The sequence below is a fragment of the Pseudomonas syringae genome, from assembly GCF_001698815.1.
Classification (GTDB): Bacteria; Pseudomonadota; Gammaproteobacteria; order Pseudomonadales; family Pseudomonadaceae; genus Aquipseudomonas; species Aquipseudomonas syringae_A.
The window spans coordinates 106341-128772 of the sequence record NZ_LGSI01000049.1; the positions used below are offsets into that span (position 1 = coordinate 106341).

Annotated in this window: 18 protein-coding genes and 2 pseudogenes; 14 read left to right on the plus strand and 6 right to left on the minus strand. The window is 57.1% G+C overall.

The window, feature by feature from the left end; translation table 11 throughout:
- Positions 1–267: 267 nt before the first annotated feature.
- Positions 268–924 (minus strand): hypothetical protein, encoded by a 657-nt coding sequence (locus AFK24_RS15590; RefSeq protein ID WP_065834052.1) that lies wholly within the window; start codon positions 922–924, stop codon positions 268–270.
- A gap of 243 nt (positions 925–1167) precedes the next feature.
- On the opposite strand from AFK24_RS15590, the gene AFK24_RS15595 reads away from it, so the two are divergent.
- The 8 genes from AFK24_RS15595 to AFK24_RS15635 all read left to right on the plus strand — a co-directional run bounded on the left by AFK24_RS15595 (position 1168) and on the right by AFK24_RS15635 (position 12877).
- Complete coding sequence (locus AFK24_RS15595) at positions 1168–3180, plus strand: phage tail sheath family protein (RefSeq protein ID WP_065834053.1); 2013 nt, start codon at positions 1168–1170, stop codon at positions 3178–3180.
- Between the two features lie 13 nt (positions 3181–3193).
- Positions 3194–3718: a phage tail protein gene (locus AFK24_RS15600; RefSeq protein WP_065834087.1), complete on the plus strand. Its 525-nt coding sequence runs from the start codon at positions 3194–3196 to the stop codon at positions 3716–3718.
- A gap of 48 nt (positions 3719–3766) precedes the next feature.
- Complete coding sequence (locus AFK24_RS15605; RefSeq protein WP_065834054.1) at positions 3767–4564, plus strand: hypothetical protein; 798 nt, start codon at positions 3767–3769, stop codon at positions 4562–4564.
- A gap of 731 nt (positions 4565–5295) precedes the next feature.
- The gene (locus AFK24_RS15615; RefSeq protein ID WP_065834056.1) at positions 5296–6618 is read left to right on the plus strand and encodes a DUF4255 domain-containing protein; all 1323 of its coding nucleotides are present in this window, start codon (positions 5296–5298) and stop codon (positions 6616–6618) included.
- Complete coding sequence (locus AFK24_RS15620) at positions 6615–8561, plus strand: ATP-binding protein (RefSeq protein WP_065834057.1); 1947 nt, start codon at positions 6615–6617, stop codon at positions 8559–8561. Before AFK24_RS15615 ends, AFK24_RS15620 begins: the two co-directional genes overlap by 4 nt.
- A gap of 12 nt (positions 8562–8573) precedes the next feature.
- A complete protein-coding gene (locus tag AFK24_RS15625; protein WP_065834058.1) occupies positions 8574–8798 on the plus strand; it encodes a hypothetical protein in 225 nt (74 codons plus the stop codon).
- Between the two features lie 209 nt (positions 8799–9007).
- The gene (locus AFK24_RS15630) at positions 9008–12559 is read left to right on the plus strand and encodes a DUF4157 domain-containing protein (protein ID WP_065834059.1); all 3552 of its coding nucleotides are present in this window, start codon (positions 9008–9010) and stop codon (positions 12557–12559) included.
- A gap of 105 nt (positions 12560–12664) precedes the next feature.
- Positions 12665–12877, plus strand: a complete 213-nt coding sequence (locus AFK24_RS15635) for a hypothetical protein (RefSeq protein ID WP_240500395.1) — start codon at positions 12665–12667, stop codon at positions 12875–12877.
- A gap of 333 nt (positions 12878–13210) precedes the next feature.
- On the opposite strand, the gene AFK24_RS29990 is transcribed toward AFK24_RS15635, so the two are convergent.
- A protein-coding gene (locus AFK24_RS29990) for an IS3 family transposase (protein WP_139110510.1) occupies positions 13211–14580 on the minus strand; the annotation gives its coding sequence in 2 pieces (ribosomal slippage) (positions 13211–14112 and positions 14112–14580; 1371 coding nt in all).
- Positions 14581–14857: 277 nt separating this feature from the next.
- On the minus strand, positions 14858–15793 hold the full coding sequence (locus tag AFK24_RS15650) for a hypothetical protein (RefSeq protein WP_080482168.1): 936 nt from the start codon (positions 15791–15793) through the stop codon (positions 14858–14860).
- 93 nt (positions 15794–15886) lie between these two features.
- Between AFK24_RS15650 and AFK24_RS31815 the strand changes: the two are divergent.
- From AFK24_RS31815 to AFK24_RS15665, 4 genes and pseudogenes are all read left to right on the plus strand, one after another.
- Positions 15887–16087 (plus strand): annotated as a pseudogene (locus tag AFK24_RS31815) (transposase); the annotation flags it as partial.
- 92 nt (positions 16088–16179) lie between these two features.
- Positions 16180–17088 (plus strand): pentapeptide repeat-containing protein, encoded by a 909-nt coding sequence (locus AFK24_RS15655; RefSeq protein WP_205884873.1) that lies wholly within the window; start codon positions 16180–16182, stop codon positions 17086–17088.
- The gene (locus tag AFK24_RS15660; protein WP_139110511.1) at positions 17085–17708 is read left to right on the plus strand and encodes a nucleotidyltransferase; all 624 of its coding nucleotides are present in this window, start codon (positions 17085–17087) and stop codon (positions 17706–17708) included. The genes AFK24_RS15655 and AFK24_RS15660 overlap by 4 nt, the downstream gene beginning before the upstream one ends.
- A complete protein-coding gene (locus AFK24_RS15665) occupies positions 17705–17998 on the plus strand; it encodes a hypothetical protein (RefSeq protein WP_065834063.1) in 294 nt (97 codons plus the stop codon). Before AFK24_RS15660 ends, AFK24_RS15665 begins: the two co-directional genes overlap by 4 nt.
- A 47-nt stretch (positions 17999–18045) precedes the next feature.
- Here AFK24_RS15665 and AFK24_RS30000 read toward each other — a convergent pair whose 3' ends face one another.
- Positions 18046–18777, minus strand: coding sequence for a polyphenol oxidase family protein (locus tag AFK24_RS30000; RefSeq protein ID WP_080482170.1), 732 nt, complete (start codon positions 18775–18777; stop codon positions 18046–18048).
- A 269-nt stretch (positions 18778–19046) separates the two neighbouring features.
- Between AFK24_RS30000 and AFK24_RS15670 the strand changes: the two genes are divergently transcribed.
- On the plus strand, positions 19047–19268 hold the full coding sequence (locus AFK24_RS15670) for a hypothetical protein (RefSeq protein WP_080482171.1): 222 nt from the start codon (positions 19047–19049) through the stop codon (positions 19266–19268).
- A 159-nt stretch (positions 19269–19427) separates the two neighbouring features.
- Positions 19428–19745, plus strand: a complete 318-nt coding sequence (locus tag AFK24_RS15675) for a hypothetical protein (protein WP_065834064.1) — start codon at positions 19428–19430, stop codon at positions 19743–19745.
- Between the two features lie 107 nt (positions 19746–19852).
- Here the strand turns inward: AFK24_RS15675 and AFK24_RS15680 are convergent.
- Both AFK24_RS15680 and AFK24_RS15685 read right to left on the minus strand, forming a co-directional pair.
- A pseudogene (locus tag AFK24_RS15680) lies at positions 19853–20284 on the minus strand (tyrosine-type recombinase/integrase); the annotation flags it as partial.
- A gap of 707 nt (positions 20285–20991) precedes the next feature.
- Positions 20992–22257 (minus strand): hypothetical protein, encoded by a 1266-nt coding sequence (locus AFK24_RS15685; RefSeq protein ID WP_139110512.1) that lies wholly within the window; start codon positions 22255–22257, stop codon positions 20992–20994.
- Between the last annotated feature and the right edge of the window lie 175 nt (positions 22258–22432).

The window sequence follows — 22432 nt, forward strand, 5'->3', positions numbered from 1 at the left end:
ACGATCCTCGCGCCAGGTCGCGCCGTCAGATCGGCGGGACGCGCCACGAGATTCGCATCGCACAAGCGCCAGAATGTCTCGGGGTCTTGCGCAATTCGCCAGGCCGCAAGATCAGGCCGGTCCAGGGGTTCTACGATGGTTCCCGCCGACCCCGTCGGCGTTGGCAAAAAACGAATGCGCTTGTGACGGATCACCCGGCCATCGGATGCCGTGTACTCGCTCTCGCCTATGGGCTCGTAGCGGCTGCCGCGCGTAAACATGGTGGCCTCACAGCGGCAGAAGATCGGCGATCGCCGATGCATTGCCAAACGTGTTTGCGGTTGCCAGCACCTCCTTCTGCGCGTATCCGGCCATGTAGACCCAGTAAGCGGGATTCGTGATTTCAAGATCGCGATAGGTCTGCACCCTAAGTGACAGATCGGCTGCGATGCGAATGGGGTTGAGCGCCGTATCGAACGCCTGCTCCTTGATCGTCAGACTCTCGACCCGAACGGGCAGAACCCTGCGTTCACCCCAGATCAGCAGCGTGAGTGGGGCTTGTTCCGCCGCGACAAAAGCCATGCCCGCAAGCGCAAGCGCTTCATTCATGACCACGAGCGGGAACGCGGGATAGAGCAACATCTCGAGGGCGGCAATGACCGGATGTAGGCCCATGCGCGCCGTTGTGGCGTTATCTGTCGGGAATTCAAGCTGGTCGGTGGCGTCAATTTCGACGGTGAAGGTGAGCGTTTCGTCGGGAGGCCCCGATGCCCGTTGAGATTCACCGCGCGCGCCCGAACCTTGACTTCCACGCGCCGTCAGGCTGCGCGAAACTTCGTCAGGATTGTATTGAAAGACGATAATCGTCGGCACCAACGCAGGCGGACGGTAGGCGGCCAAGCCGCCCTTGCGCAGACGGGGACTGCGCGGAAATTGTGATGGCACGCGTATACCTTCTTGATTATATAAAGAAAAGTCACAGCAACCGGTCTGTGATCGGCGATTGCAGATCACAAGAGTACGTTCAGGTCAGTACAGCTTCTCAACAATGTCAAGTTCGGCCTGGATTGCCAGAGAGGCGAGGGTTGACTTTTGTATTTTTTGTGCAGCTTTCAAAAGTCGACTAGAGTGAGTAGGCGTTGACGTTTTCAGCAGGCTCTGCGTGCTAGAAATGAGGAGGTATCTCCAATGCCCGTCCGCCCAACTTATCCAGGCGTTTATGTCGAAGAGATCCCGAGCGGCATCAGAACCATCGCGGGTGTCTCGACATCGGTCGCGGCATTCATCGGCAGCTTTCCGCGCGGTCTCCTGAACCAGGCAGTGCAACTGTTTGGTCTGGCGGATTTCGAGCGGGAATATGGCGGGCTCGATGTCGCCAGCGAAACGAGTTACGCCATCCAGCAATTCTTCCTGAATGGCGGCACCGAATGTTTCGTCGTCCGGGTCGCCGACACGGTCACGGCCCCCGCCGCGCAGGCGTCCGCCGTAATTCTGCCGAATGGGTTTGGTATCGATATCGCCAACGTATCCGCCGGGCGGCGCATTCGCGGGCAATCAGCGACGAACCCCGGATCATGGGGAGACTCGCTGCGGGTCGATATCGATTTCGCAACGCGCCCGGCAACCCTCGCGGCCGAGAAGGGAACACTGTTCAACGCCACGATCAGCCTCATCCGGGTAGATGGTGACCGCACTGTCACGGTCGCAAGCGAGCGATACACCAATCTCACGATGCAGGCTGGGCAAGATAACGCGCTCGACACAATCAACGCCGGGTCAACGCTTGTTCAACTGGACCGAACCGGTCTGCCCGCGCTACCCGCCACCGATGCGCGACCGGCCGCAAGCGGCACTGTCAGTGGGCCTCATCCGGCAGCAACCGCCGCACCGGCAGTTGCTACCAATTTGACGCTCACCCTCACTGTTAGCGGTGTCGCGCAGCCCCCGATTGCGCTCGTCATTCCGCCGACGCCAGCTCCGGGTCGCCTGGCAGACTGGGCCAACAATTTGCAGACAGTTATTCGCGCGCAAGCGGCGATTCTGCCGCTCCCGTTGCAACCTTATCTATCCGAGGCAACGGTCGAGATCGTCGGCGAAAACACTGCACTCAACCCAGCGCGTTTTGTGATCCGCACCGGGCGCAAGGCGCGCCCCTTCGACACCAATACGACGTTGGACTTCAAGGGAGCTGATCTGGCGGATTATCTGCTCAATTCCTCCACTGGTCCGGTCGCAGCGAGAGCGGTCAAGTCGCCGCAATCCTACCCATTAACCAGCGGGCAAAATGGCAGCGCTGCTGTACCGGTTACCGCATACCGTGGTGTCCGTGCCGCGAAGACCGGGCTTTATGCGCTGGAAGACATCGATCTGTTCAACATTCTTTGCGCCCCGGACGCCGCTGCCATGGCGGGTGCAGATATGCGGACGCTCTACACCGAGTGCGAAATCTACTGCGAAGAGCGACGCGCGATGGTGCTGGTTGATATCGACGCCAGCGTCGTGCGGCTCGATCAAATGCAGGCCTGGCTCGCCGACAACGAAACGCTGCGGCACCCCAATGCAGCCATGTATTTTCCACGTACCCAGATTTCTGACCCGCTGTCGCGTGGACGGCTGCGGAGTATTGGCGCAAGCGGAACGATTGCAGGGCTCTATGCCCGCACCGACACGCAGCGTGGTGTCTGGAAAGCACCCGCGGGCACCGATGCTCGGCTACGGAACGTGCAGGCCCTCGACTATGCGATGACTGATAGGGAGAACGGTGCGCTGAACCCGCTTGGCATCAATTGCCTGCGGACATTCCCCGTCTACAGCAGTATCTGCTGGGGCGCCCGAACGCTCGATGGTGCCGACCAGATTGCGTCCGACTGGAAGTATGTTCCGGTCCGCCGTACAGCCTTGTTCCTTGAAGAGTCGCTTTATCGTGGGTCCAAGTGGGTGGTCTTCGAGCCGAATGACGAGCCGCTCTGGTCGCAGATCCGGCTCAATGTCGGGGCTTTCATGCAGGATCTTTTCCGCAAGGGTGCATTCCAGGGCTCGTCTGCGCGCGACGCCTATTTTGTGCGCTGCGATTCTGAGACGACGACACAGTTCGATATTGACAGCGGCATCGTCAATATCGAGGTGGGTTTCGCTCCGCTCAAACCCGCGGAGTTCGTCATCCTGAAAATTCATCAGATCGCACGGCGCGCCGAGGTTTGAAAGGGGTTGAATGATGGCTCAGTTCACGGTCAACGCACGACGCTTCGATCCCTACAAGAACTTCAAGTTCAGGGTGAAATGGGACGGCCGCTATGTCGCCGGCATCAGCAAGGTGTCAGCTCTAAAGCGCACGACCGAAGTCGTCGAACATCGGGAAGGCGGCGACCCGAGTACCAGCCGCAAATCGCCCGGGCGCTCGAAGTATGAGCCACTGACGCTGGAGCGTGGTGTCACGCACGACATCGATTTCGAGCAATGGGCTAACAAGATCTGGAATTTTGGTTCCGGCCCGGGGGCGGAAATGTCGCTCGCCGACTTCCGTAAAGACGTGATCCTCGACGTGTTCAATGAGGCGGGCCAGAAAGTTTTGTCTTACCAGCTCTATCGCTGCTGGGTGTCAGAGTATCAGGCGCTTCCTGATCTTGATGCCAATGCCAACGCGGTGGCGATCCAGATAATCAAGCTGGAAATAGAGGGTTGGGAAAGGGATTACGCGGTCGTCGAACCCGCCGAGCCGCGTTTCAACGAGCCAGCGTAAGCAAGAAACCCAAAGCAAATAGACCACGCGTTGTGGAGGATGCTGCGGATGGAAACGATCCCTTCTGTTTTCCAAATGGTGTTCTTGCCGTATGGGCTCTGGCAGGCTGGACAGCGCTATTGCACCATTGCGGTTCGCCCAATCTCCGGCCACGACGAAATACTTGTGGAGGAGGCTCTTGCCGCCGGAGCCAGCGTCGCGCGCGCGGGCACTCTTCTGATAGGCCTATGCGCCTCCCTGGCAACAGAGGAGGGCGCTCAAACGGCTCTCGGGTCAGAGGCCGCGCGGACGCTGACACTGGGGGATCGTGAACTCCTGTTTCGCGCAATTTTTTCCAGCACGTTTTCGCCAAAAGTCGCGTCGGGGCGGCCATGCCCTGGCGATTGTGGCGAAACCATCGAGTTCGATCTTGACCTCTCCATCGCTCCCGAAATGCCGCCTGAACCGGGCCCGATCCATCATCTCGAATTCATGGGGCTGCAAGCTACTTGTCGATTGCTCACCGGTGCCGATCTGGAAGAGGCGGCGGGCACAGACGATCCGGTGTCATCGCTATGTCACGCCTGCACCGGTAATGATGCGCTGCCCTGCGACGTTCTTGCACAGGAACTGACCCGGCTGGACCCGAATGCGGAAACGGTGATCAATCTGACCTGTGCCGCCTGTGGTCACGAGACGCAGGTCTACCTCGATGGATTCGAGTTGATCAGGCATGCACTCGCCACGGAGGGTGGCATTTTCAGGCAGATCCATATTCTTGCAAGCGCCTATGGCTGGCGAGAACAGGACATTCTGGCGATCCCGCGCGCGCGCCGTCGCCGTTACTGTGCCTTGGCGAATGAATGATGGGCCGCCAGAGTAATTTCCTCACCCGACTTGTCGACCGTGCAGTTGTTCCGCAACCCGACATTGAGGCTCCGCTTGTCCGACCGCTGAGTGCCATCTATGAGGGCGGCGGCTTCGAGGCGGACCTTGTGACGCAAGAGGCCGAAACGCGCGCCAACCCTGGGATAGGGCAGCCTCAGAATCACAGCGCGGCTGCGACACGTCCTCCCCCATCGCATGATGCGACAGAACCGCTCCGACCCCGGCACGAGCGGGGCGGGCGGCAGCTTCAGGCGCATTCGGAAATGTCGCCGACAGGACCCTCTGAGCGGAAAACCACAAGCCAGCGCGCCGCGAGGGAGGAAACCGCCACTGCTTCGGACCTGCGCATCGAAGAGAGAACTCCGCCGATTGAACCCCGCATTGTCCAGCGACCATTGGACAAAACCGCGCATGCATTTGCCAGCCAGCCCATCACGTTGCAATCGGTGATCGACCATATTTTTCGTGATGAAGGCAGACCAGGCAAAACCCGCGAGCCTCAGCCAATGCAGACTCCGCCTAACTCTGTCGAACAGCGCAGCGACAACCTGGAAGAGACGTCTGTGCCCCCGTTGGTCAGCATTGGTCGCATTGATATCTCAGTTGCTCCGCCGCTGCCTGGTCCATCACGGGAGACAGGCCTACCTCGTTCGCAGGGGTTCGCCGGCTACAGTCGCATTCGTCGTGGACAGGAACGATAGGGAGCTTCGATGGCGAATTTCAACGCGATTGCCGCCGTATCCCGCACCCTTCGGCGGTTGTTGCTTGACCGTATGGCAAGTGCTGGTGTGTCGGTCACACTCGCCCCGCCAGATGTGACGATTGCTGGCGTCAACGGACCCCGCGTCAATTTGTACCTCTATCAGGTGCTGGAGCAGGCGCAGCTCAAGAACCAGTCAATTCCCGGTCACGAGCATCCCGCAGCCTTCGGTCAGCCACCGCTGTCACTGACCATGCGTTTTCTTGTCAGCAGCTACGCCAGCTCCGAGGACCAGCAGGACTCGGATATCATCGCCCAATCCATCCTCGGCGACGCCATGCTGGTGTTGCACGATTTCGGCGCGCGCATGGAGAACATGCTCCTTCTCACCAACCGGGCAGGGGCCATCGGTGACCCGGTTCTTGATCCCGTACTGCAATCCGAATTTGAGCGGATAAAGCTGGTCTTGCATCCCATTCCCTTCGACGAAGTATCGAAGCTGTGGTCGGCAATGCCCGAGGCCAATCTACGCCGGTCGGTCGTGTACGAGGCCAGCGTCGTGCAGATCGAGGGGCGGCTCCCGCATCGTCAGGCGCAGCCCGTGTTGAGGCGTCGGATTCTGGCTTCAATCGCCAGACCACCCGTTCTTGTCGACGCCTATCGGACAGCCCCGCCCACCGCTACTTCCTTGCGCGATGCTCGCATCGGGATTGGCGAGGAGATCACGATCGAGCATCTGCCCACGACCGCCGAGCGGCTTTATGTCTGTTTAGGGTCGCTTGAGCCGATTCGCGTTGCTCTGCCGTCGTACGGGATCATCCGCATCCTTGTCCCCGACGCGCATTATCCGATAGATCTCGATCACCTGGCGGTGCGGCCCATCCCGCCGGAGACCCAGTTGCAACCCGGACCACTGGAAGTCGTTTTGATGTCGGCTACTGCGGTGAGCGGTGTTGAAGGCGGTCTTGACCGAGGAACGCCGGTCTCGACCGACCGCATGCTTACGTCCAACAGCGTGCTGATGCAATTGATCCCGCTTGTTGCAACCGCGTCGCCAACGTTCGGGAACGCAGGCGCGATCCTGCGTCTCACTGGCCAGCGCCTTTGGGCGGATACGCTGCCCAGTGAGGTCCTGATGGCGGATGTCGCAGTGCCCGTTCGGCCCCCGCAACCGGGCGATCAATGGGCGGCACCAACGTCCGTGCAAGTCGAAATTCCCGTCAGCGCAATTGCGGGTCTGCTTCCCCCGCGTGCGACACCCTACCGAGTCGCGGCCCAGACAAATGGCGTGCGTAGCCGCGAGAACGCACTGACTTTCAGGCTCGACCCATGAATTCCGAAACGACGGCAACAACGCAAGGGCTGCACGATGGCCCGCCGCAGGAAACTGACGAAGAGCAGGCCGCCGTGCACGAGGACACGGACTGGCTTTCATTGAATGACGATGTGCTGCGGCTGGGCCTGCAGTGGGCCGACGACCGATTGGCTGGGGCGTTCGATGCGGATAGCCGATCGGCCTATCTTGCCGCACGCGACGCGATGATCGACCTGGGGCAGCCCTCGGCGCTCGACCTCATATCGCAATGCTTCTGCCTCGCACGTTGGGATGAAGATGTATTGTTGCTGGCGCTAGCGCCGGCCATCGATGGTTCTTTTGGTCCACGGTATGGGGCGTTGCAGGGCCTGGTAACGGCCTCGCCCTGCACGCCGCATGTGCTGGCGAAACTGCTTTTCTACTCCGACCGGCTGCCTGCCCAGGCCATGCAGCGATTGTCGAGCGAGGCTCCGCTACGGCGACACGCGCTGTTAAGCGTTGAGCCAGATTCTTCGCTGCCGATGGGGGCGGCGATTGAATTGCCCGAAAGAATGCGCAATATTCTTTGCGGGTTTGGCGGGCATGAAATGGGCATCGATGAAGGTGTGGAACCGCTGGCACCCGTGCCGCTGCCCCAGCGCTTGGAGAATCTCGCGACGCGGCTCGCCAAAATCGATGGTGTTCCTTTGCGGTTGCAGATTATCGGACAGTCTGGTGCCGGTCGCACGGCGCTTGCGACCGAAATTCTTGCACGACTTGGCGTTGGTGCCTGGAGCGTCAAGGCGAGTTTCGCTGGATCGGAATTGGCGCTGGCGCGCGATGCGGTGCTTGCGGGATGCGGCATTATTCTGAACGTCGATGCAGATGGCACGCAGGGTTTAGCGCAGCGGCTAGACCGGCTTTTACCGCAACCTCTTCTGATGGTCAGCGAAGCGCCCATCGAGGAGATGGAGCACGTACCTGTCACCCGGACCGATTCCATTTCTCCTGTTGAACGCGCCGCTTTGTGGCGTGTGGTCGTGGATGCGCCTGTAACCGAGGTGTTGACGGTGGCCGAACAATTTGCGCTCGGCCCGAGCCGCATTGCGGCCATCGCGCGGCAACCGGGACTCGCTGCGGGTGGATTATGGGCAGCGTGCCGTGATCTCGGTGCGCGTGATCTCGAGGCGCTTTCGACGCATATCACACCACGGCGCAACTGGGATGATATTGTTCTTGCGCCTGAAACTCGTGCCGCGCTGGATGCACTCGTCGCGCAAGTCACGGGGCGAGCCGAGGTGAATGGGGCGTGGGGATTGCGTCACGTACTGGGACGTGCGACCGGGATCAGTGCCTTGTTTGCGGGGCCGAGCGGGGTCGGCAAAACCATGGCGGCGGAGATTATCGCGGGCGCGTTGAAGCTTGATCTCCATGTCGTCGATCTCGCCCGCCTATCGAGCAAATTCATCGGCGAGACGGAGAAAAACCTGCGGCGAATTTTCAATGCGGCGGAGCGGGGAGGGGTGGTGCTGTTTTTTGATGAGGCCGATGCGCTGTTCGGCAAACGCAGCGAGGTGAAGGACAGTCACGACCGCTATGCCAATGCGGAGGTCAGCTATTTGCTGCAACGCATGGAGACCTATGGCGGGCTTGCGATTCTCGCGACGAATCTCAAGACTCATCTCGATACGGCGTTCCTGCGCCGCTTGCGGATGATTGTCGACTTTCCTCTGCCCGACGTCGCCGCGCGACTCGCTTTGTGGCAGCGCGCAATTCCGCAGACAGCCCCGCAGGGCGTGATCGATTGGCAGCAACTGGCCCGGCTTGATTTGTCCGGCGGCAATATTTCGACCATCGCGACCAACGCCGCTTACTGCGCGTGCGCGGATGGCGGGGTGATTGAAATGCGTCATTTGCATGCCGCAATCGCGGCAGAATATCGCAAGCTTGATCGCGATGCCTCAGGTCTTGGACAGGGTTGAAGGAGCACGCTGATGGATACCAATACCCGAATTCGGATTGATCGCCTCTCGATCAGCGGCGTCGATGCGGCAACTGCCAGGGCGCTCGGCGCTGCCATCGAAAGGGCGCTCGGCAAGGCGGCATTGGCTGGACGCCTTAATCCCTATGAACAACGGACATTGCGATTGAACCTCAAGGCGGGTGCTGACGCGCGGGCAATTGCGCGCGCGCTGGCCGATGCGCTGGGAGAACGCTAATGGGGGGCCAGGCGACATACGACGCGAAGCGCGCTGTCGCCTCCACTTCGAAGGCCGACGCCAATCGGACCTCTCGACCTGAGGCGCGCAAGCAATCCCCGATCCGGGCGTCCGCCGCCGGCTTGACACTGTCTCCTCTGAGATCCTCTTCCGAATCGGAAGCCGACCGGATGGCCGACGCAGCGATGCGTCCAGAGGGGATCCACCCGATGAGTCACTTCCCCGTTACCGCTCCACCCAAAGCCCCGAACAGCCCGGCGATCCAGGGTGGACGGCCACTGCCAGCGTACCTGCGGGATTGGTTCGAAGACCGGTTTCACACGGATTTCAGTGACGTAAGGCTGCATCATGGATACGACGCCGCCCGGACTGCCAGGCTGCTGCGCGCCAGCGCCCTGACCATGGGCGACCATCTGATGTTCGCGCGCGACGCCTATCAGCCCCATTCCATGGCAGGCCGGCGCCTGATTGCACATGAACTGGCGCACGTGGCGCAACAGCGCCGGGATGGCCGGGCCGTCATCGCCCGAAAGCCAGCCGACTGGCTGAACGGCGGGAGCCGCCTTCTGGAGGACATACCGAACATGTCGGACCAGAATCTGCAGATCGAGCTCGACGAACTGGAGGATTGGCTCAATCAGCAGATCCGGGGCAGTGTGGAGGACGACCATATCCGCGTCGTCGCTCACAGCATCAAGCTGGAGCTCGCCCGCCGGCAACAACTGGAGCTCCAGGCAGGCAAGCGAAGGGCCAAAAAAAAGGGACTGACCGAACCCGACAAACGGATCGGTGCGGCTCCGTTGCCCCGCATCCTCACCGAACGCGGCAGCCGCGTCCTCACCGATCCTGTCGAAATCCGAGACGAGTACAACCTGATCTCTGAACGGCTGCGACGCTCGGACATCTCGCAAGAGGAGCGCAGGCTACTGGAGGTGGCGCGTCTCAACCTGACCCCAAAGACCGAGGCTCTGCGTCAGCAGGAGGCTTCTCAACGCAAGAATCAGCAGATCGCAAAGGCGCTGGAGATCGACCCGAAGGCAGCCGACGCGCTCGCTGGACTGGCCCGGACCATCATGGAGATCAACGCCGATCCCCAAAATCCAGAACAGTTCTACATCTACATCTACAGCAAAGGTAATCGGGTCCCGATCAGCCGCGGTCAACGCGATTATGTCCGCACGACACTCGCCAGCGAGCTGCGACACGCCTACATGCTGACCAAGGGCAACACCGAAATGACGTGGGAACGCTACGAGGGCCAGGTCAAGCTCGACAGCAAACACTGGGTCATATCGTACTTCGCCAGCCTGCTCGGCGGGGTGGACGATCCTGGCATGCAAATCGTCATGGCGCGGCTGATGGCCCAGAACAGCCTGATCCAACTCGACGCCCTGCTGAAAACCGGCGATATGGTTGGGGCCGCCACCATCTTGCCGCGGGTCAACGCCAACTGCAAACTCGTCCGCGCCTTGGCCGATGCCTACTATTTTGGGATGATCAAAGGCGCGGAGCGGGTCCTCACCGTGCTGGAGATCACCGCTGCCGTCTCTGCCGCGGTCGCCGTGAGCATTGCCGCTGTGGTGGCGGCGCCGTTCGTGGCCGGAGCGGTGGCGGGGGCCGGGATCACCGGCGCTGGGGGTACTGTCCTGACGATCGCCGGCACCGGTACAGTGGTCGGCACGGGCAATGCGCTGTACAAGGGCGGCACCGCCGCTCTCGTCACAGCGGTCGGCGGCGGATCGGCGGACGATGCGTGGAGGGCTTTCAAGGACGCCGGCTGGGCCGGCGCGAAGGAGGGATTCTTCGCCGGCGCCGGCGGCGCGGCCGCCCGCGCGCTCGGCCCCGCGCTCAGAAGCGCCGGAGTCGGCAACAAGGTGCTCGAGCGCGTGGCGACCGAGATGGTGGTCAATGGCGGCTCGACGACCCTGGACGCAATGGCCAGCGGCGCGTCTGTGCAGGACGCCGTTCAGGCCGGCTTGTTCTCAGCGGCGACCAGCCTTCCCGGGGGGGCGCTGGGCGCTGCCAACAACAAGATCGTCAGCCAGATCGCCGCGCCGCTGGCGTCCTCGGCAGCCGCCTTTGCTACGTCGCTAAATCGCGGCGAAACCCCCGAACAAGCGGCGCGCGCGGCGACCACGGCGTTGGCTGTCAGCCTCAGCGTCAACGCCGCCACGTCCGGTCGCACGGCGGAGCTCGCCGGATACCAGGCCAAAGGGCAGGCTGTCGGCAAGCAGGTCAAGAGCGCAGCCATCAGTACGACGGCCGCCCTGATGATCGGGACCGCAAAGCCCCTGCAGACATCGTTGGATGCGACCGGTCCCGCCGCAAACCCGTCGGCATTGGTACAACCGGCGAGCCCGCCGAAAGTTCAGGCCGGAGCCTCGCTCCCAGCCCGCCCGGCGGAGCCAAAGCCCAAGGCGCCACCCGCAACGGCCGAGCCGGTCGCGCCGAGAAGTCTACCGGTAGTGCACGCGACCGGATCCAAGCCCGTGATACCCGCCGTAGTCGCGCCGCCGTCCAAGGCGCCGGCCGCTCTCAAGCCAGCGTCCGAAGGCAACGCGCCGGATGCCGAGCGCGAGCCGCCGGCGAAGGCGGCTGCGCCGGCCAAGACACCCGCGGAGGAGCCACCGGCCGCACCACCACGTTCCAATAAGCCGGGTGGTCCCGCAGACCCTCTGACCAAGCAGATCGAACAGTTGCCCGTCCAGGAAATCGGCAACATGATCGAGTTCGCCCAGGTCGAAGCCGAGCGGCGCTACTTCGCCATGCGCTACAGAAACAATCCGAAGGCCGCCGCCAAGGTGGCCACGGTGCTGGAGACCGCTCGCAACACTGGAGCGGCGACTGCGGACTTGCCATTGCCGGACCGTGTGGACCTGCATCGCCGGATCGCCGAGGATCAGAGCGGCATGACCAGGAGGTCCACCACCATCACCACATCCGTGAGCGTCGGGGTCGGAACCGAAAAATCTCCCGTGAGGGATGTGAACGTTGTCACCGCATACGGCGACAATCCGCAGAAACGCTGGCAGATCCGCCCAGCCCTGGTGAAGAAGGGCGGCAGCTATCCCACCATGCAGAAAGACCTGAACCGTCGCAACATCCGTGGCCAAGCCATGGGATTGGCAACCTATCTGCGCTCGACCAGGAACGCGCCGGACCGTCTGGGCGCCGGCGCGGCGTCTGCAGAAGTACGCGTCGTGGAAGCCGCGCGCCTGCGCGGCGGAATGGCCTCGTTGACCCTCGAACAGGGAATGACCGAGCTCGGGGCCCAGGATTTCGATGCGATGCCGCTGATGCGCATGCCAGAGGGACAGCCGGTTCGTCCGCTCGTCGGCAAGAAGCAAGGGCCTGCCCCTGCCGGCGACAGCTTTCCCGAGCGCACGAGGGGGACCGGCGACCTTAACGCGATGGCGGGCGAGAAGACGGGCGCGCTCGCGCAGTACGACGCCGGCGTACGCAATAAGGCCGGCATCTCCAAAACGGCAGAGGCCCAGAACCGCGAAAGGCGGTTTGCCGCCGAGGCCGATCTGTTCAAGACGCTGAATCGCGTCGACGAATCGGTCCTGCTCGGTGGCAGCAAGGCCGGCGCCGCCCTGGAGCCCGTGCGCTCTAGCTTCCGAGCGTATATGAAGGCTTGGATCGACGCCCGTGCCGCCCCCCCGCCAGGAAGCTCGCGCGTCGATCCTCAGGCGGTGCTGAGCGCACGCGAAGACTTCGTCATAGCGTTGACCGAATACATGCAGAAGAAACACCCCTAAGGGCGGCTCAGTGAACCGTCGGCGCTTAAGAAATCTCGTTTCCCGAGTCTCATCGCAGAGATAAAAACCTACGTGGAACAACATGCGGAGGAGCGACCTCCTTCGTTGAACAAGGTAAATCTTCTCGCACGCCAGAAAACCCGCGCCCTGCGTGATCGGATTGAGCAAGTTGCCCGGCAGCGCGACCAACTCGCAAGTTTATTGAGCGAAGCGGATGCGAAAATCATTGAGCTGTATGACCGTATCGCTGAGCTTGAGCGGCAGTTGCCTGCGTCAAATATAATTTCGTTGGATCTCCGCGGGCCGAGAAAGCTTTGAGATAACAGCGCGCATTCAGCTAGTCGCCTGGGAGTAGGGGCTGGCCTATTCCGACCACTTTGCTGCTCAACCTTGATGCGGCGAGCCGGAAAGAGCTGAGCGCTCTGCTAAATTGAGCCATCTCAGCCGGCAGCTCCGGGCTAGAGGCTTCCTGGCTACTGAATGCGATCCGCCGATGGAAACAGGCAGCTATCGGCCCAGAAGCGGTCATCAGAGGTTTCTTAGAAACCAGCGGCGATAGGTATTCGTACGGCGAACACGTCTTCCTGATCCCACAGCTAAAGACGATGGTGTCCACCTAACTTGATCTGCCCCCCAAAAGTTGGACGCTTTCTATGCCCGCCGTGCTTGAGTCCTGTATTCCACTGGACTCAGACCACCTAGCTTCAGCCTGATTCGCGAATGATTGTAGTAGTGTATGTATTCCCCCAGCCCCGCTTCAAGCTCATCGAGATTGTTGAATTTGTTGAGGTAAAAGAACTCGGATTTCAACGTGCCAAAAAAACTTTCCATTGCTGCATTGTCATAACAGTTTCCTTTGCGGGACATGCTTGGTTTTACTGCATGCTCCTTCAGCACGCGGCGGTAAATCGGCATCCGGTATTGCCATCCCTGGTCGGAATGCAAGATTGGTTTATCGCGTGGCCGCAGCCGCTCAAAAGCTTGCTTTAGCATCGCACCGACCATGTCGAACAGCGGGCGCCTAGCAGTCTTGAAGGCGATGATTTCGCCGTTGTAGAGGTCAAGTATCGGTGAGAGGTAAAGCTTCTGTCCGCCGATTCGAAACTCCGTCACATCGGTTACCCATTTCTGATTCGGTCGTTTGGCATCGAATTTACGCTTCAACAAGTTCGGCGCCACCTGACCCTCTTCGCCTCTATAAGCGCGGTATTTCTTGAGGCGCACACGGCTTTTCAACTGAAGCTCACCCATGAGGCGCTGAACAGTCTTGTGGTTTACGAGGTGGCCAGCTCGCCGAACGGCAGCAGTGATACGGCGGTAGCCATATCGGCCCTTGTGCTCGTCGAAAACTGAGCAAATTCTGTTCTTCAGCACCGCGTATTTATCAACGGCTTGCTGCACCTTTTGTTGATAGTAAAACGTACTGCGGGCCAGTCCCGCCAGTTTCAGAAGGCCTTCAAGAGGGTGCTCTTGCCTCAGTTCAATCACGATTTGCGCTTTTTCCGCTGCGCTGCTCGTTCCTTCGCTTGAACCAAGGCATCGAGCTTTTTTAAATAAGCAATTTCCATCCGCAACTGGCTCAATTCGGCCAGTAAATCATCACGCGTACGAGCTTCGTCGTCCGAGGATTCAAGCTGAATGGGCGGGGTGGGTTTTGTCATCTTCCTGTGAAATCCGCTTCCTGGTTGCCGGGACAAGGCCTCCAATCCGCCTTCATCATACCTGCGCTCCCATTCGCCAATGATGTCGGATTTCCGGATATCAAACAGGGCAGCGACTTGGCGATAGGACAGCTCTTCCTCTCGCATGCGCTGCAACACTTTCAGCTTGAACTCAGCGCTGTAGTTCTTCTTTCTCTTGCTTTTGAGGCCTGCGGCACCAAGCGCCTGATATGCCGTGATCCACTTTCGAAGCGATGAAGCATTGACCCCGTGACGATGCGCGACCTCTCTGTGACCTGCGCTCCCCGAGCAGTAATCTTCAACAACCGACAATTTCGCCTGCTCTGTGTACTTTTTCATGGCACCCCTCAATGTTGATGTCCAACATTTCGGGGTCAGATCACTTGGTGACACCATCGCCCTAAGCGTCGGGGGCGAAAGGTGTGTTGGCTAGACGCTTACTCATGGACGTCCTTCCCTGCAGGTACTCATGAGTTCGCTGATTTGCTCTACAACTAGGGTCTGCTTCGCAAACCGCACTGCTTTCAGGCGATTTCGATGGCTTTTGAAGGCGCTTTCTATCGACGTCCGGAATCCATTTATGGGCAAGGTTTGGATAAAAGTGATCAATGGATGCTCAGTAAACTCTTCGCACGCGTCCGCGTTCCAGTGTCCGCAGCGTGGCCGGGCGATCAATCTCTTTGGACTCGCTGGCCTGCACTTCGTCGATGGCATCGTTTAAGAAAGCCCAAAGGGTCCGATCAGGGGCTATGAATTTTCCTATCGCCGTTTCAAACGCTTCCTGTGCCCTGGATTCAAAAGTTCGCCGCATTCCGAGGACAGCTACCGAGCCAGACGGTATGAGTTCCTTACTAGTAAACGCGGTGAGTACGCCGTCATCACCCGGTCGGCTTTGCATTCGGTAGACGTATAGATCATGTTTCTTGCTTACTGGACACCAAATTCCCGCCACGATTTCAGTGTGCATATCCCGAAACTCTTCCATGCTTAGCTTGTAGCTGCTCGCGGAACGCAACGCATCGTTCACGGAATACTCAATAACGTTTGCAATCACGTCCGCCGTTAGCAGTCCTTCGAAATCACGGTTAGTGAAGGTGTCGTCATCCCAGTAAGACCCATAATCCGAGACCAGAAGATTTTTCTGGCAATGCCTGATTACCTTGTATTCCACTGGCGACGACAGGCTTGCTCTCTCGTAGCTGATTCTGAGCTGCCCTAGGTGTCCGTGGATACTATTGATGATGTGTTGAGCCGTGAGGGTGCTGCCTGCAAAAGCGACGAATAGCTCGTTCGTTTCATAGACCTCCTGGTAGTCCTTGAATGACCCATCAGGTTGGAAATATGGCTTCCACAGCTTAGCTTCCAGCGTATGAATTTTTCTGAAGCCGTTAAGCCATGTGCGTCCACCAGCATGGCTAGTAATCGCGCTGTCTGCCATCACGAATAGACCATTTACCTCCATGACAGGTTCGTAAACCTCAGTCGTGTCAGAGGCGAAACTAGAATAGTCCAAGGATTTTGAGTGGTTGTATCCGGCAATGACTAAGGTCATGGATGCTCTCGCTAAGGTTGTTGCGGGGTTTGGTCGAAAAGTACGGACTATGGCGGTTGTGGAGAAGGCTACTTGGGGATAAATACATTTGCCAAAGGAGTACCGGAGGCCTTGGGAGCGGTGTTTCCTGCTACGACACCGCAAACCTGCGTCGTGCACTTGATTCACAACAGCTTGGATTACGCGGCGGACCACAGTCGACCCAAAGCAACCTATCGAAAGTCACGAGCATGCAACAGGGCTGTTGCTCCTGAAAGTCGCGTCATCCGGAATTTTGCTGCCCGCGAATGTTGATAATTGCAGGACTGCCATGGAGCTTTGAAGCACCGGCTATTTAGGTCACTATGCATTCCAACAATGGAGCGATAAGGCAGCATAAGCTGAACATGATGGACGAGAACCCACCCTCAGTGAACGCAGGCGTCGAGGCTCTAACGACAGACGGGGTTGCCAGTGTCGTGCAGAGAAAGCCTCGTGAGGCACTGCTGCCAGGTAACCGGGAGGTCATCACTGATCTTTACGTTAGCAGGAATGTCGAGAACGAGCCTAAAGACTATGCGTTCAAGGTGTATGTCAGGCTAAACGCCAAGAAACAGACGCTTCGGAAGGTATCCTTCCAGCATAGCGTTTTCGACGCTTGCTACTTCAATAACTGTAATTTCGATTCCTGCGACTTCACCGGCTGCCGGTTCGTTGGCTGTAATTTCCATCAGTCCGCATTTTCCGGATGCAAGTTTGAGTATGCGGTCTTCGAGCGTTGCCAAATCGACGACGACATCCTTGAGCGGGAGGCACCGCGTGAGGAAAATCTGAAAATGCGGTTTGCCAGATCGCTTCGAATGAATTTCCAGCAAATCGGCGATGCCAAAGCTGTCAACAGAGCGATTTCACACGAGTTGGAGGCTACATCGAGCTATCTGAAAAAATCTTGGTCATCAAGAGAGACATATTACCGGGATAAGTATCCGGGTTGGAAGAAGGTGCCACAGTTCATCAAATGGCTTGAGTTCAAAGTGCTAGATGCGATCTGGGGCAATGGCGAGAATACGCTTAAGCTGCTGCGGGCGATCGTAGTAGTTCATCTCCTAATAGCTTTCTATGATACTTATCACTTCGGCAATCCCTGGGATCTGACTGCCTATCTCACTAGCCTCGCGGCCTCTCCTGGAGTGTTCTTCGGCATAGCCACCCCGCACCCCTACCCAATTTGGTTCTCATCGATTATTGCTGCTACGCGTCTGGTTGGATTCGCCTTTCTCACGGCTATTCTTGTAAAACGGTTTGGTCGGCGATGAATATGCACATTTACGCCTTCGGCTCCATCTGCCGGGGGGAGATTGACCTAGGATCAGATGTCGATCTACTGGCCTGCGTCAGCGGCCCAGCACAGCAGATTGATCACGAAAAATACTCCGTGTATCGATATGAGCGAATTCAGGCTTTGTGGACAGAAGGCAATCCGTTCGCCTGGCACCTGCATCTAGAGTCGAGGTTACTTTTCTCCCCGGATGGCACGGACTTTCTGGACGACCTAGGGAAGCCAGCGCCTTACATCGCGGATGCCCGAGACTGCATCAAATTCCAAAGACTTTTCGACCGCTCTTACCAAGAATTGAGGCAGTCTTCGAACAGTGCGACCTTTCACCTATCCTGCATATTCTTGGCCATCCGAAATTTCGCAACCTGTCATTCGCTTTCGCTCGGACAACCCATCTTCTCGAGGAAGTCTCCTCTGATGGTGCTGCCAAGCCTCGATATCGATCCCCAAGCATTCTCCATCCTGACACGCGCGCGATTACTATCGACACGAGGTTATGGAGAAAACATCACGCATGAAGAAGTCGTCGCAGCTATCAAAGCAGTCGCCATCGTTCCACGCTGGATGGAAGCGTTACGGAGCCAGCATTCGCCATGATTGAATTCAACAATCGAATTGACGCTCAGCGCGTAATTCTTAATCTTGTTAATCGCGGGATCTGGAAGGAGGAGCTTTATGGTCTCTCTAGTGGCGCAATCGACCGTTGGGTTCGTGTCAATGGAATTGATCCCGCCGCAGATTTGCCCCGTGCAATCTGCGAGTCGGCCGATAAACTTTTTTTCCTAGCCAACAAGAGTCAGGAACAAGTTACGGATGAGTATCGCCTTCTATCGGTAGAAGTTCTCGAGTTGACTCAGCGAATCGCTAGGATCGTAGATATCGTATGACTGCTCTTGGCCGATTTCTGCCTGTCGCGACTGGCTGAAATCGCCATTCAGCAAACCGGATCCCGATAACGTCTTATCCATGAATACTGGAAGGATTTAGGCTCGGCTTGATGGCTCCGCCGCCGATAGCTGCCCAGATCAGCGCTGTGGCAATAAGTACAATGTTCAAGCACCTGAATCTGTTCAATACTCACGCCACTCGCCACCAAGTGGTGCAGCGCATATTTTCGTAGATCGAACCAGGCTTCATTATGTGTGACCTCAGGTTCGACCCAAGGCGCACTTGCGGGTGGCACTCTGTGGGGCGTCCACGGCGGAGAATCGTTTTGCCAAAGATGGCTGTCGGCATATTCAATACCCTCGACAAACTTCCTGTTCACCTCATAACAACAGGGGCCGATGGATGGGCCTATCACTATTCGCAATCCAGCAAGAGAAGCACCTTCTTTCTCTAACCGGCCTATCGAATTACCGAGGATGCCTGCTTTCAAACCCTGCCATCCGGCATGGATTGCCGCGACAAATGGTTGATCAACCGACGCAACCAGAACCGGCAAGCAATCGGCAGTGATGACCGCTACCGCACCCCGGACTCCTCTCGAGAACAGTGCATCGGCGACAGGACGTTCATCTCGCCCTTCCACGTCAGCATCGATGATGTGCGTACCGTGAGCCTGAGCACAGTAACGTGTTCCTTCCGGCAGCGTTAAATTTCCAGAAGTCTCGAAACCATGCTCCACGCCGGGGATATCGAGCAGCAACGAAGACAGGTAGGTCATAGAGCAGGTCCTATCGATGGCAATCCCGGGTACTGGCATATCATCCGTAATAGGGATGGGTCAAGCTCGCAGAGAGCCCTGCTGGACGTTTACGCTCACAGCCTAAAGCTGCTTGATATGACCGTCCGCTCCTGGCCGAATGCAGCCATTTGAAGGGCTGCGTCGGTCAAATTCCATTTCGAAATTACCCCCGCTCCACCAATTTCAAATCGGTCATTCAGCCTCGATAAGACACCGCTATGGTTTATAAAAAAAGGAGGAAGCGTGTCATGAATGACGTTCGTATAGACGAGATGAGGGAAGCGCTACTTGCTGTGCTGAGCACGGCGGCATCCATGGGTATTGACCTCGACCTTCTGGGGCATTTGGCCGCCGAAGAGTTGCTGGATGAGCAAGCTCCAAGTAGAACTAAACCCTATGCCGCCGGTGCGGTGTATCAGCTAGCTACGTGCATAGATCGTGTGTTGGAGCCCGAATCCAGACCCTTTTGAAGGGCGGTAGGTCAGCAGAGTGGTTGCCCAAGCTGCCTTACGAACGACCGTTGTGGACCTATGGGAGATATGAGCACCGCGAAGACGACGCCGCACGGCGCAGATGTGCCTGGCGCGTGTATGCTGGCCATCGAGTAATATTAAAAGTGGGGCAAACCGATGAAAATCACTGGGCGAGTCGAGACCGAGGTCGTGACCGACGTAAAGTGTGACATTTGTAGACGCTCGACCCGTGTAGACGTCGGCGGGCTTCAGTTCGCCACTCTAAAAGCAAAATGGGGTTTTGGCACCAAGCATGACGGTGAGCGCTACGAATTTCACTTATGCGAGGGATGCTTTTTCGGCACGATTGCTTACTTCAAGCAAGAACGGCGAATACAGGATCTGTTCGATGAAACCGACCAAACGGCTTCCGCTAATGATTTTGGCTTAGTCGTCAGAGATGACTATTTTGGTGATTCAGGAAACGGTGGGTAGGCCTCCGTTGCTGACCATTTCAGCCAGCCGTAGATGGTGATTCGAAATTTAAGATTATCCACTGCTGGCAGAAGGCGACTGGATGAGTCCCCATCGCCGGTGCCTGCTCACACTTCAGTCTGCTCAGCCATCTCAAGCGCATCGTCCACTTCGATGCCAAGATATCTGACAGTGCTTTCTAGCTTGGTATGACCGAGCAGTAACTGCACTGCTCTGATGTTTTTCGTTCTCCGATAGATTAGTGAGGCCTTTGCCCGACGCATCGTATGCGTACCATATGGCACGGGGTCGAGGCCGATGGAGGTTACCGAGGCCTTCACTATGCGCGAGTATTGACGCGTGGATAGATGCTCGGAAGTTTTTAGCCGACTTGGAAACAGAAAGTCCCCATTTCTGAGTCCTGCCTGTTGTACCCATTCCTCCACAGCGAGTCGCGTCTGCGCAGTGATCTCGAATTGGACGGGCCGTTTTGTCTTCTGCTGCATCACCATTGCCCTGGCTACAACGTGATTTCCGTGCGCGACGTCACGAACACGTACGAGCGGCTGAGGCACCGTGAGGGCATTCAAAAAAGATGATTTTATAGACACGTAAAATCAATAGGTTGTGCATCTTTTTTGACATAACCACTTCATGGGCTTTTCAGTTTTGTTGATAAAAGCCCTTGAAGTTTTCGAAATAAATGAACCAGCTTCGGCTGGTTTTTTTCATTCCCCCGGTGGCAAGAAGAAATCCGCCGGGTGCATGTTTGTGATCATCTTTTAAAAGCCGAAGTGCCACTGTCCAGGCCACTCCCGGCCCGAAGCAGGTTGCTCATGGCTTCTTATCTTTGGGGTTAGCCAATCAAGGGACTCCACGCATATGGCTGGATCGCCGGCTTTCACGCTCGGTCCGTTCACCGATGCGGGCGATGAGTGATTGTCAGGAAGAAGCTGCTCGATAGCTGACCTTCAAGACTCATTAGTCCCCACTGCGGGCAAAGCATTAAGAGGAGGAGAGCTCGCTGCTTATCGTTCGCCGATATTCCGCGCGCAAGCTCAAGGCGCTCCTGAAGATCCATTCGACATGCTGCGATGAAGATCAACATGGCCGCGATTGATGGCTCGCGCTTTGCCAAGAGGTTTACGGTGATCTGGCTAATTACTGCTGAGTCCAGTATCTGTACGAGCTACCCACGCTTAATTTCGGCTCTGCGTGGAAAAAGGTGGCGCAAACATCGCAACCTCGAAGCTTTCTTTTGTGAAGATTATGACCCAGATGTTTCCTTGGGCAATATTAGGTGTGCCACCAACTCAACCAGCGCAAACATCACCTTCTGACTTAAACATAGGGCGACACGCCCGTTGATTTCCTTTATTTGTGCACTGGACTGCTCATCAGGTAGAGATATAAGACCTCGGGTTATTGCTGTTTTACCAGTACTAACAATAATTCTTACTCTAGGTACATCGACCGGATTATGAAATAGTCTTTTAGCCATTTCTGCGGATACACTGGCTGAAAGACGTGACTTCTTGTTGAGACTTTCCACCGAATCCTCAATGTTAAAAAAAGCCTGGATTAATACTGCAGCCGTTTCTTCAGGAATTATCGTTGTCCAATCACCCAGCTCCAATTGCAAAGGTATCTCGTGCGTCTTGAGCCCAATATTGTAAATCGATAAATAATAATCTTGTGAGGGTAATGACATATCTATGAGCTTTACCTCTTTGTTCTCCATTTGCTCACAGAAATGGATTCTAGTAATAAGTAGTTTTTTATCCCGGATGCGTACGTGAATATCGACTCGGGACCGCATCGGTTCAATGCCTTGCGGCAAAACGGCGTACCACTCATAGAAACCACCGCACCCAACGGCTATAGGTGTATTTACATCCATCCCGTTACGGTAATCGCTTTCTCTATACAGCATTTCACAAGATATGTTTTCAGCTAAATCTTCAGTGGCACTGATATGAGCTCCATCTCGCCAACCGCCGGCTTTTAATAGCCGATGATCGGCTTGCTTGATCATTTTTTCGATAAGATCGGCTCCGGAGCCAGCGACATAACAGGTGCCAAAAAAGTCAGTATCAATCCTTTTCACAGCATTATGTGTATATGCTTCACGATTTCCTTTTTCGTCGATCAGCACACCAAGTAACCAGAACTCCATAGCACGCCCAGCGTCGCGCAACACCCGATCAATCAGCTTGCGGTCGACTCGGGCCGTCTCGTTAAACTGATGGGTATTGCGAAATGCACTCGAAAGTTCATCCAAAAACTCTGCGGCTGCAGAACACGAACCCGCGAATGCTAATACTCCTGATTGATTCGGCAGAAAAAATGATTTTCGCGCCAATCGAGATATATGCCATACAGCGTCATCAACTCCCCATTCAGTCTGGACGCTACCTAGTGCGGGCATCCATATTTTTTTATGGGCATTAGGGTCCGGCCCCTCAGCACTAAGCAGTGTATCTGCGACCAAATGAGGTTCAGAGTCAGAATTTAGAAGTGCAATAGCAGTCATACACCAACCAAAAAAATATTAAGTTAAATGGCCATAAGCACTAAATTTTTTGGCTTTGACCCACATTGACCCGACTCCGAAAACACTAGGGCGTCACAGCATTAACTGCCAATGTCCCTTGAAAATCGACAGACATCCACCTTCTGGCTCACCGGAATGGCCACCATATCAGATT

Excerpts from the sequence above, each read along its gene's own strand:
- AFK24_RS15620 (WP_065834057.1), top strand. The coding sequence starts at position 6,615 with ATGAATTCCGAAACGACGGCAACAACGCAAGGGCTGCACGATGGCCCG.
- AFK24_RS15605 (WP_065834054.1), top strand. The coding sequence starts at position 3,767 with ATGGAAACGATCCCTTCTGTTTTCCAAATGGTGTTCTTGCCGTATGGG.
- AFK24_RS15660 (WP_139110511.1), top strand. The coding sequence starts at position 17,085 with ATGAATATGCACATTTACGCCTTCGGCTCCATCTGCCGGGGGGAGATT.
- AFK24_RS15665 (WP_065834063.1), top strand. The coding sequence starts at position 17,705 with ATGATTGAATTCAACAATCGAATTGACGCTCAGCGCGTAATTCTTAAT.
- AFK24_RS15625 (WP_065834058.1), top strand. The coding sequence starts at position 8,574 with ATGGATACCAATACCCGAATTCGGATTGATCGCCTCTCGATCAGCGGC.
- AFK24_RS15600 (WP_065834087.1), top strand. The coding sequence starts at position 3,194 with ATGGCTCAGTTCACGGTCAACGCACGACGCTTCGATCCCTACAAGAAC.
- AFK24_RS15595 (WP_065834053.1), top strand. The coding sequence starts at position 1,168 with ATGCCCGTCCGCCCAACTTATCCAGGCGTTTATGTCGAAGAGATCCCG.
- AFK24_RS30000 (WP_080482170.1), bottom strand. The coding sequence starts at position 18,777 with ATGACCTACCTGTCTTCGTTGCTGCTCGATATCCCCGGCGTGGAGCAT.
- AFK24_RS15670 (WP_080482171.1), top strand. The coding sequence starts at position 19,047 with ATGAATGACGTTCGTATAGACGAGATGAGGGAAGCGCTACTTGCTGTG.
- AFK24_RS15615 (WP_065834056.1), top strand. The coding sequence starts at position 5,296 with ATGGCGAATTTCAACGCGATTGCCGCCGTATCCCGCACCCTTCGGCGG.
- AFK24_RS15630 (WP_065834059.1), top strand. The coding sequence starts at position 9,008 with ATGAGTCACTTCCCCGTTACCGCTCCACCCAAAGCCCCGAACAGCCCG.
- AFK24_RS15685 (WP_139110512.1), bottom strand. The coding sequence starts at position 22,257 with ATGACTGCTATTGCACTTCTAAATTCTGACTCTGAACCTCATTTGGTC.
- AFK24_RS15650 (WP_080482168.1), bottom strand. The coding sequence starts at position 15,793 with ATGACCTTAGTCATTGCCGGATACAACCACTCAAAATCCTTGGACTAT.
- AFK24_RS15675 (WP_065834064.1), top strand. The coding sequence starts at position 19,428 with ATGAAAATCACTGGGCGAGTCGAGACCGAGGTCGTGACCGACGTAAAG.
- AFK24_RS15655 (WP_205884873.1), top strand. The coding sequence starts at position 16,180 with ATGATGGACGAGAACCCACCCTCAGTGAACGCAGGCGTCGAGGCTCTA.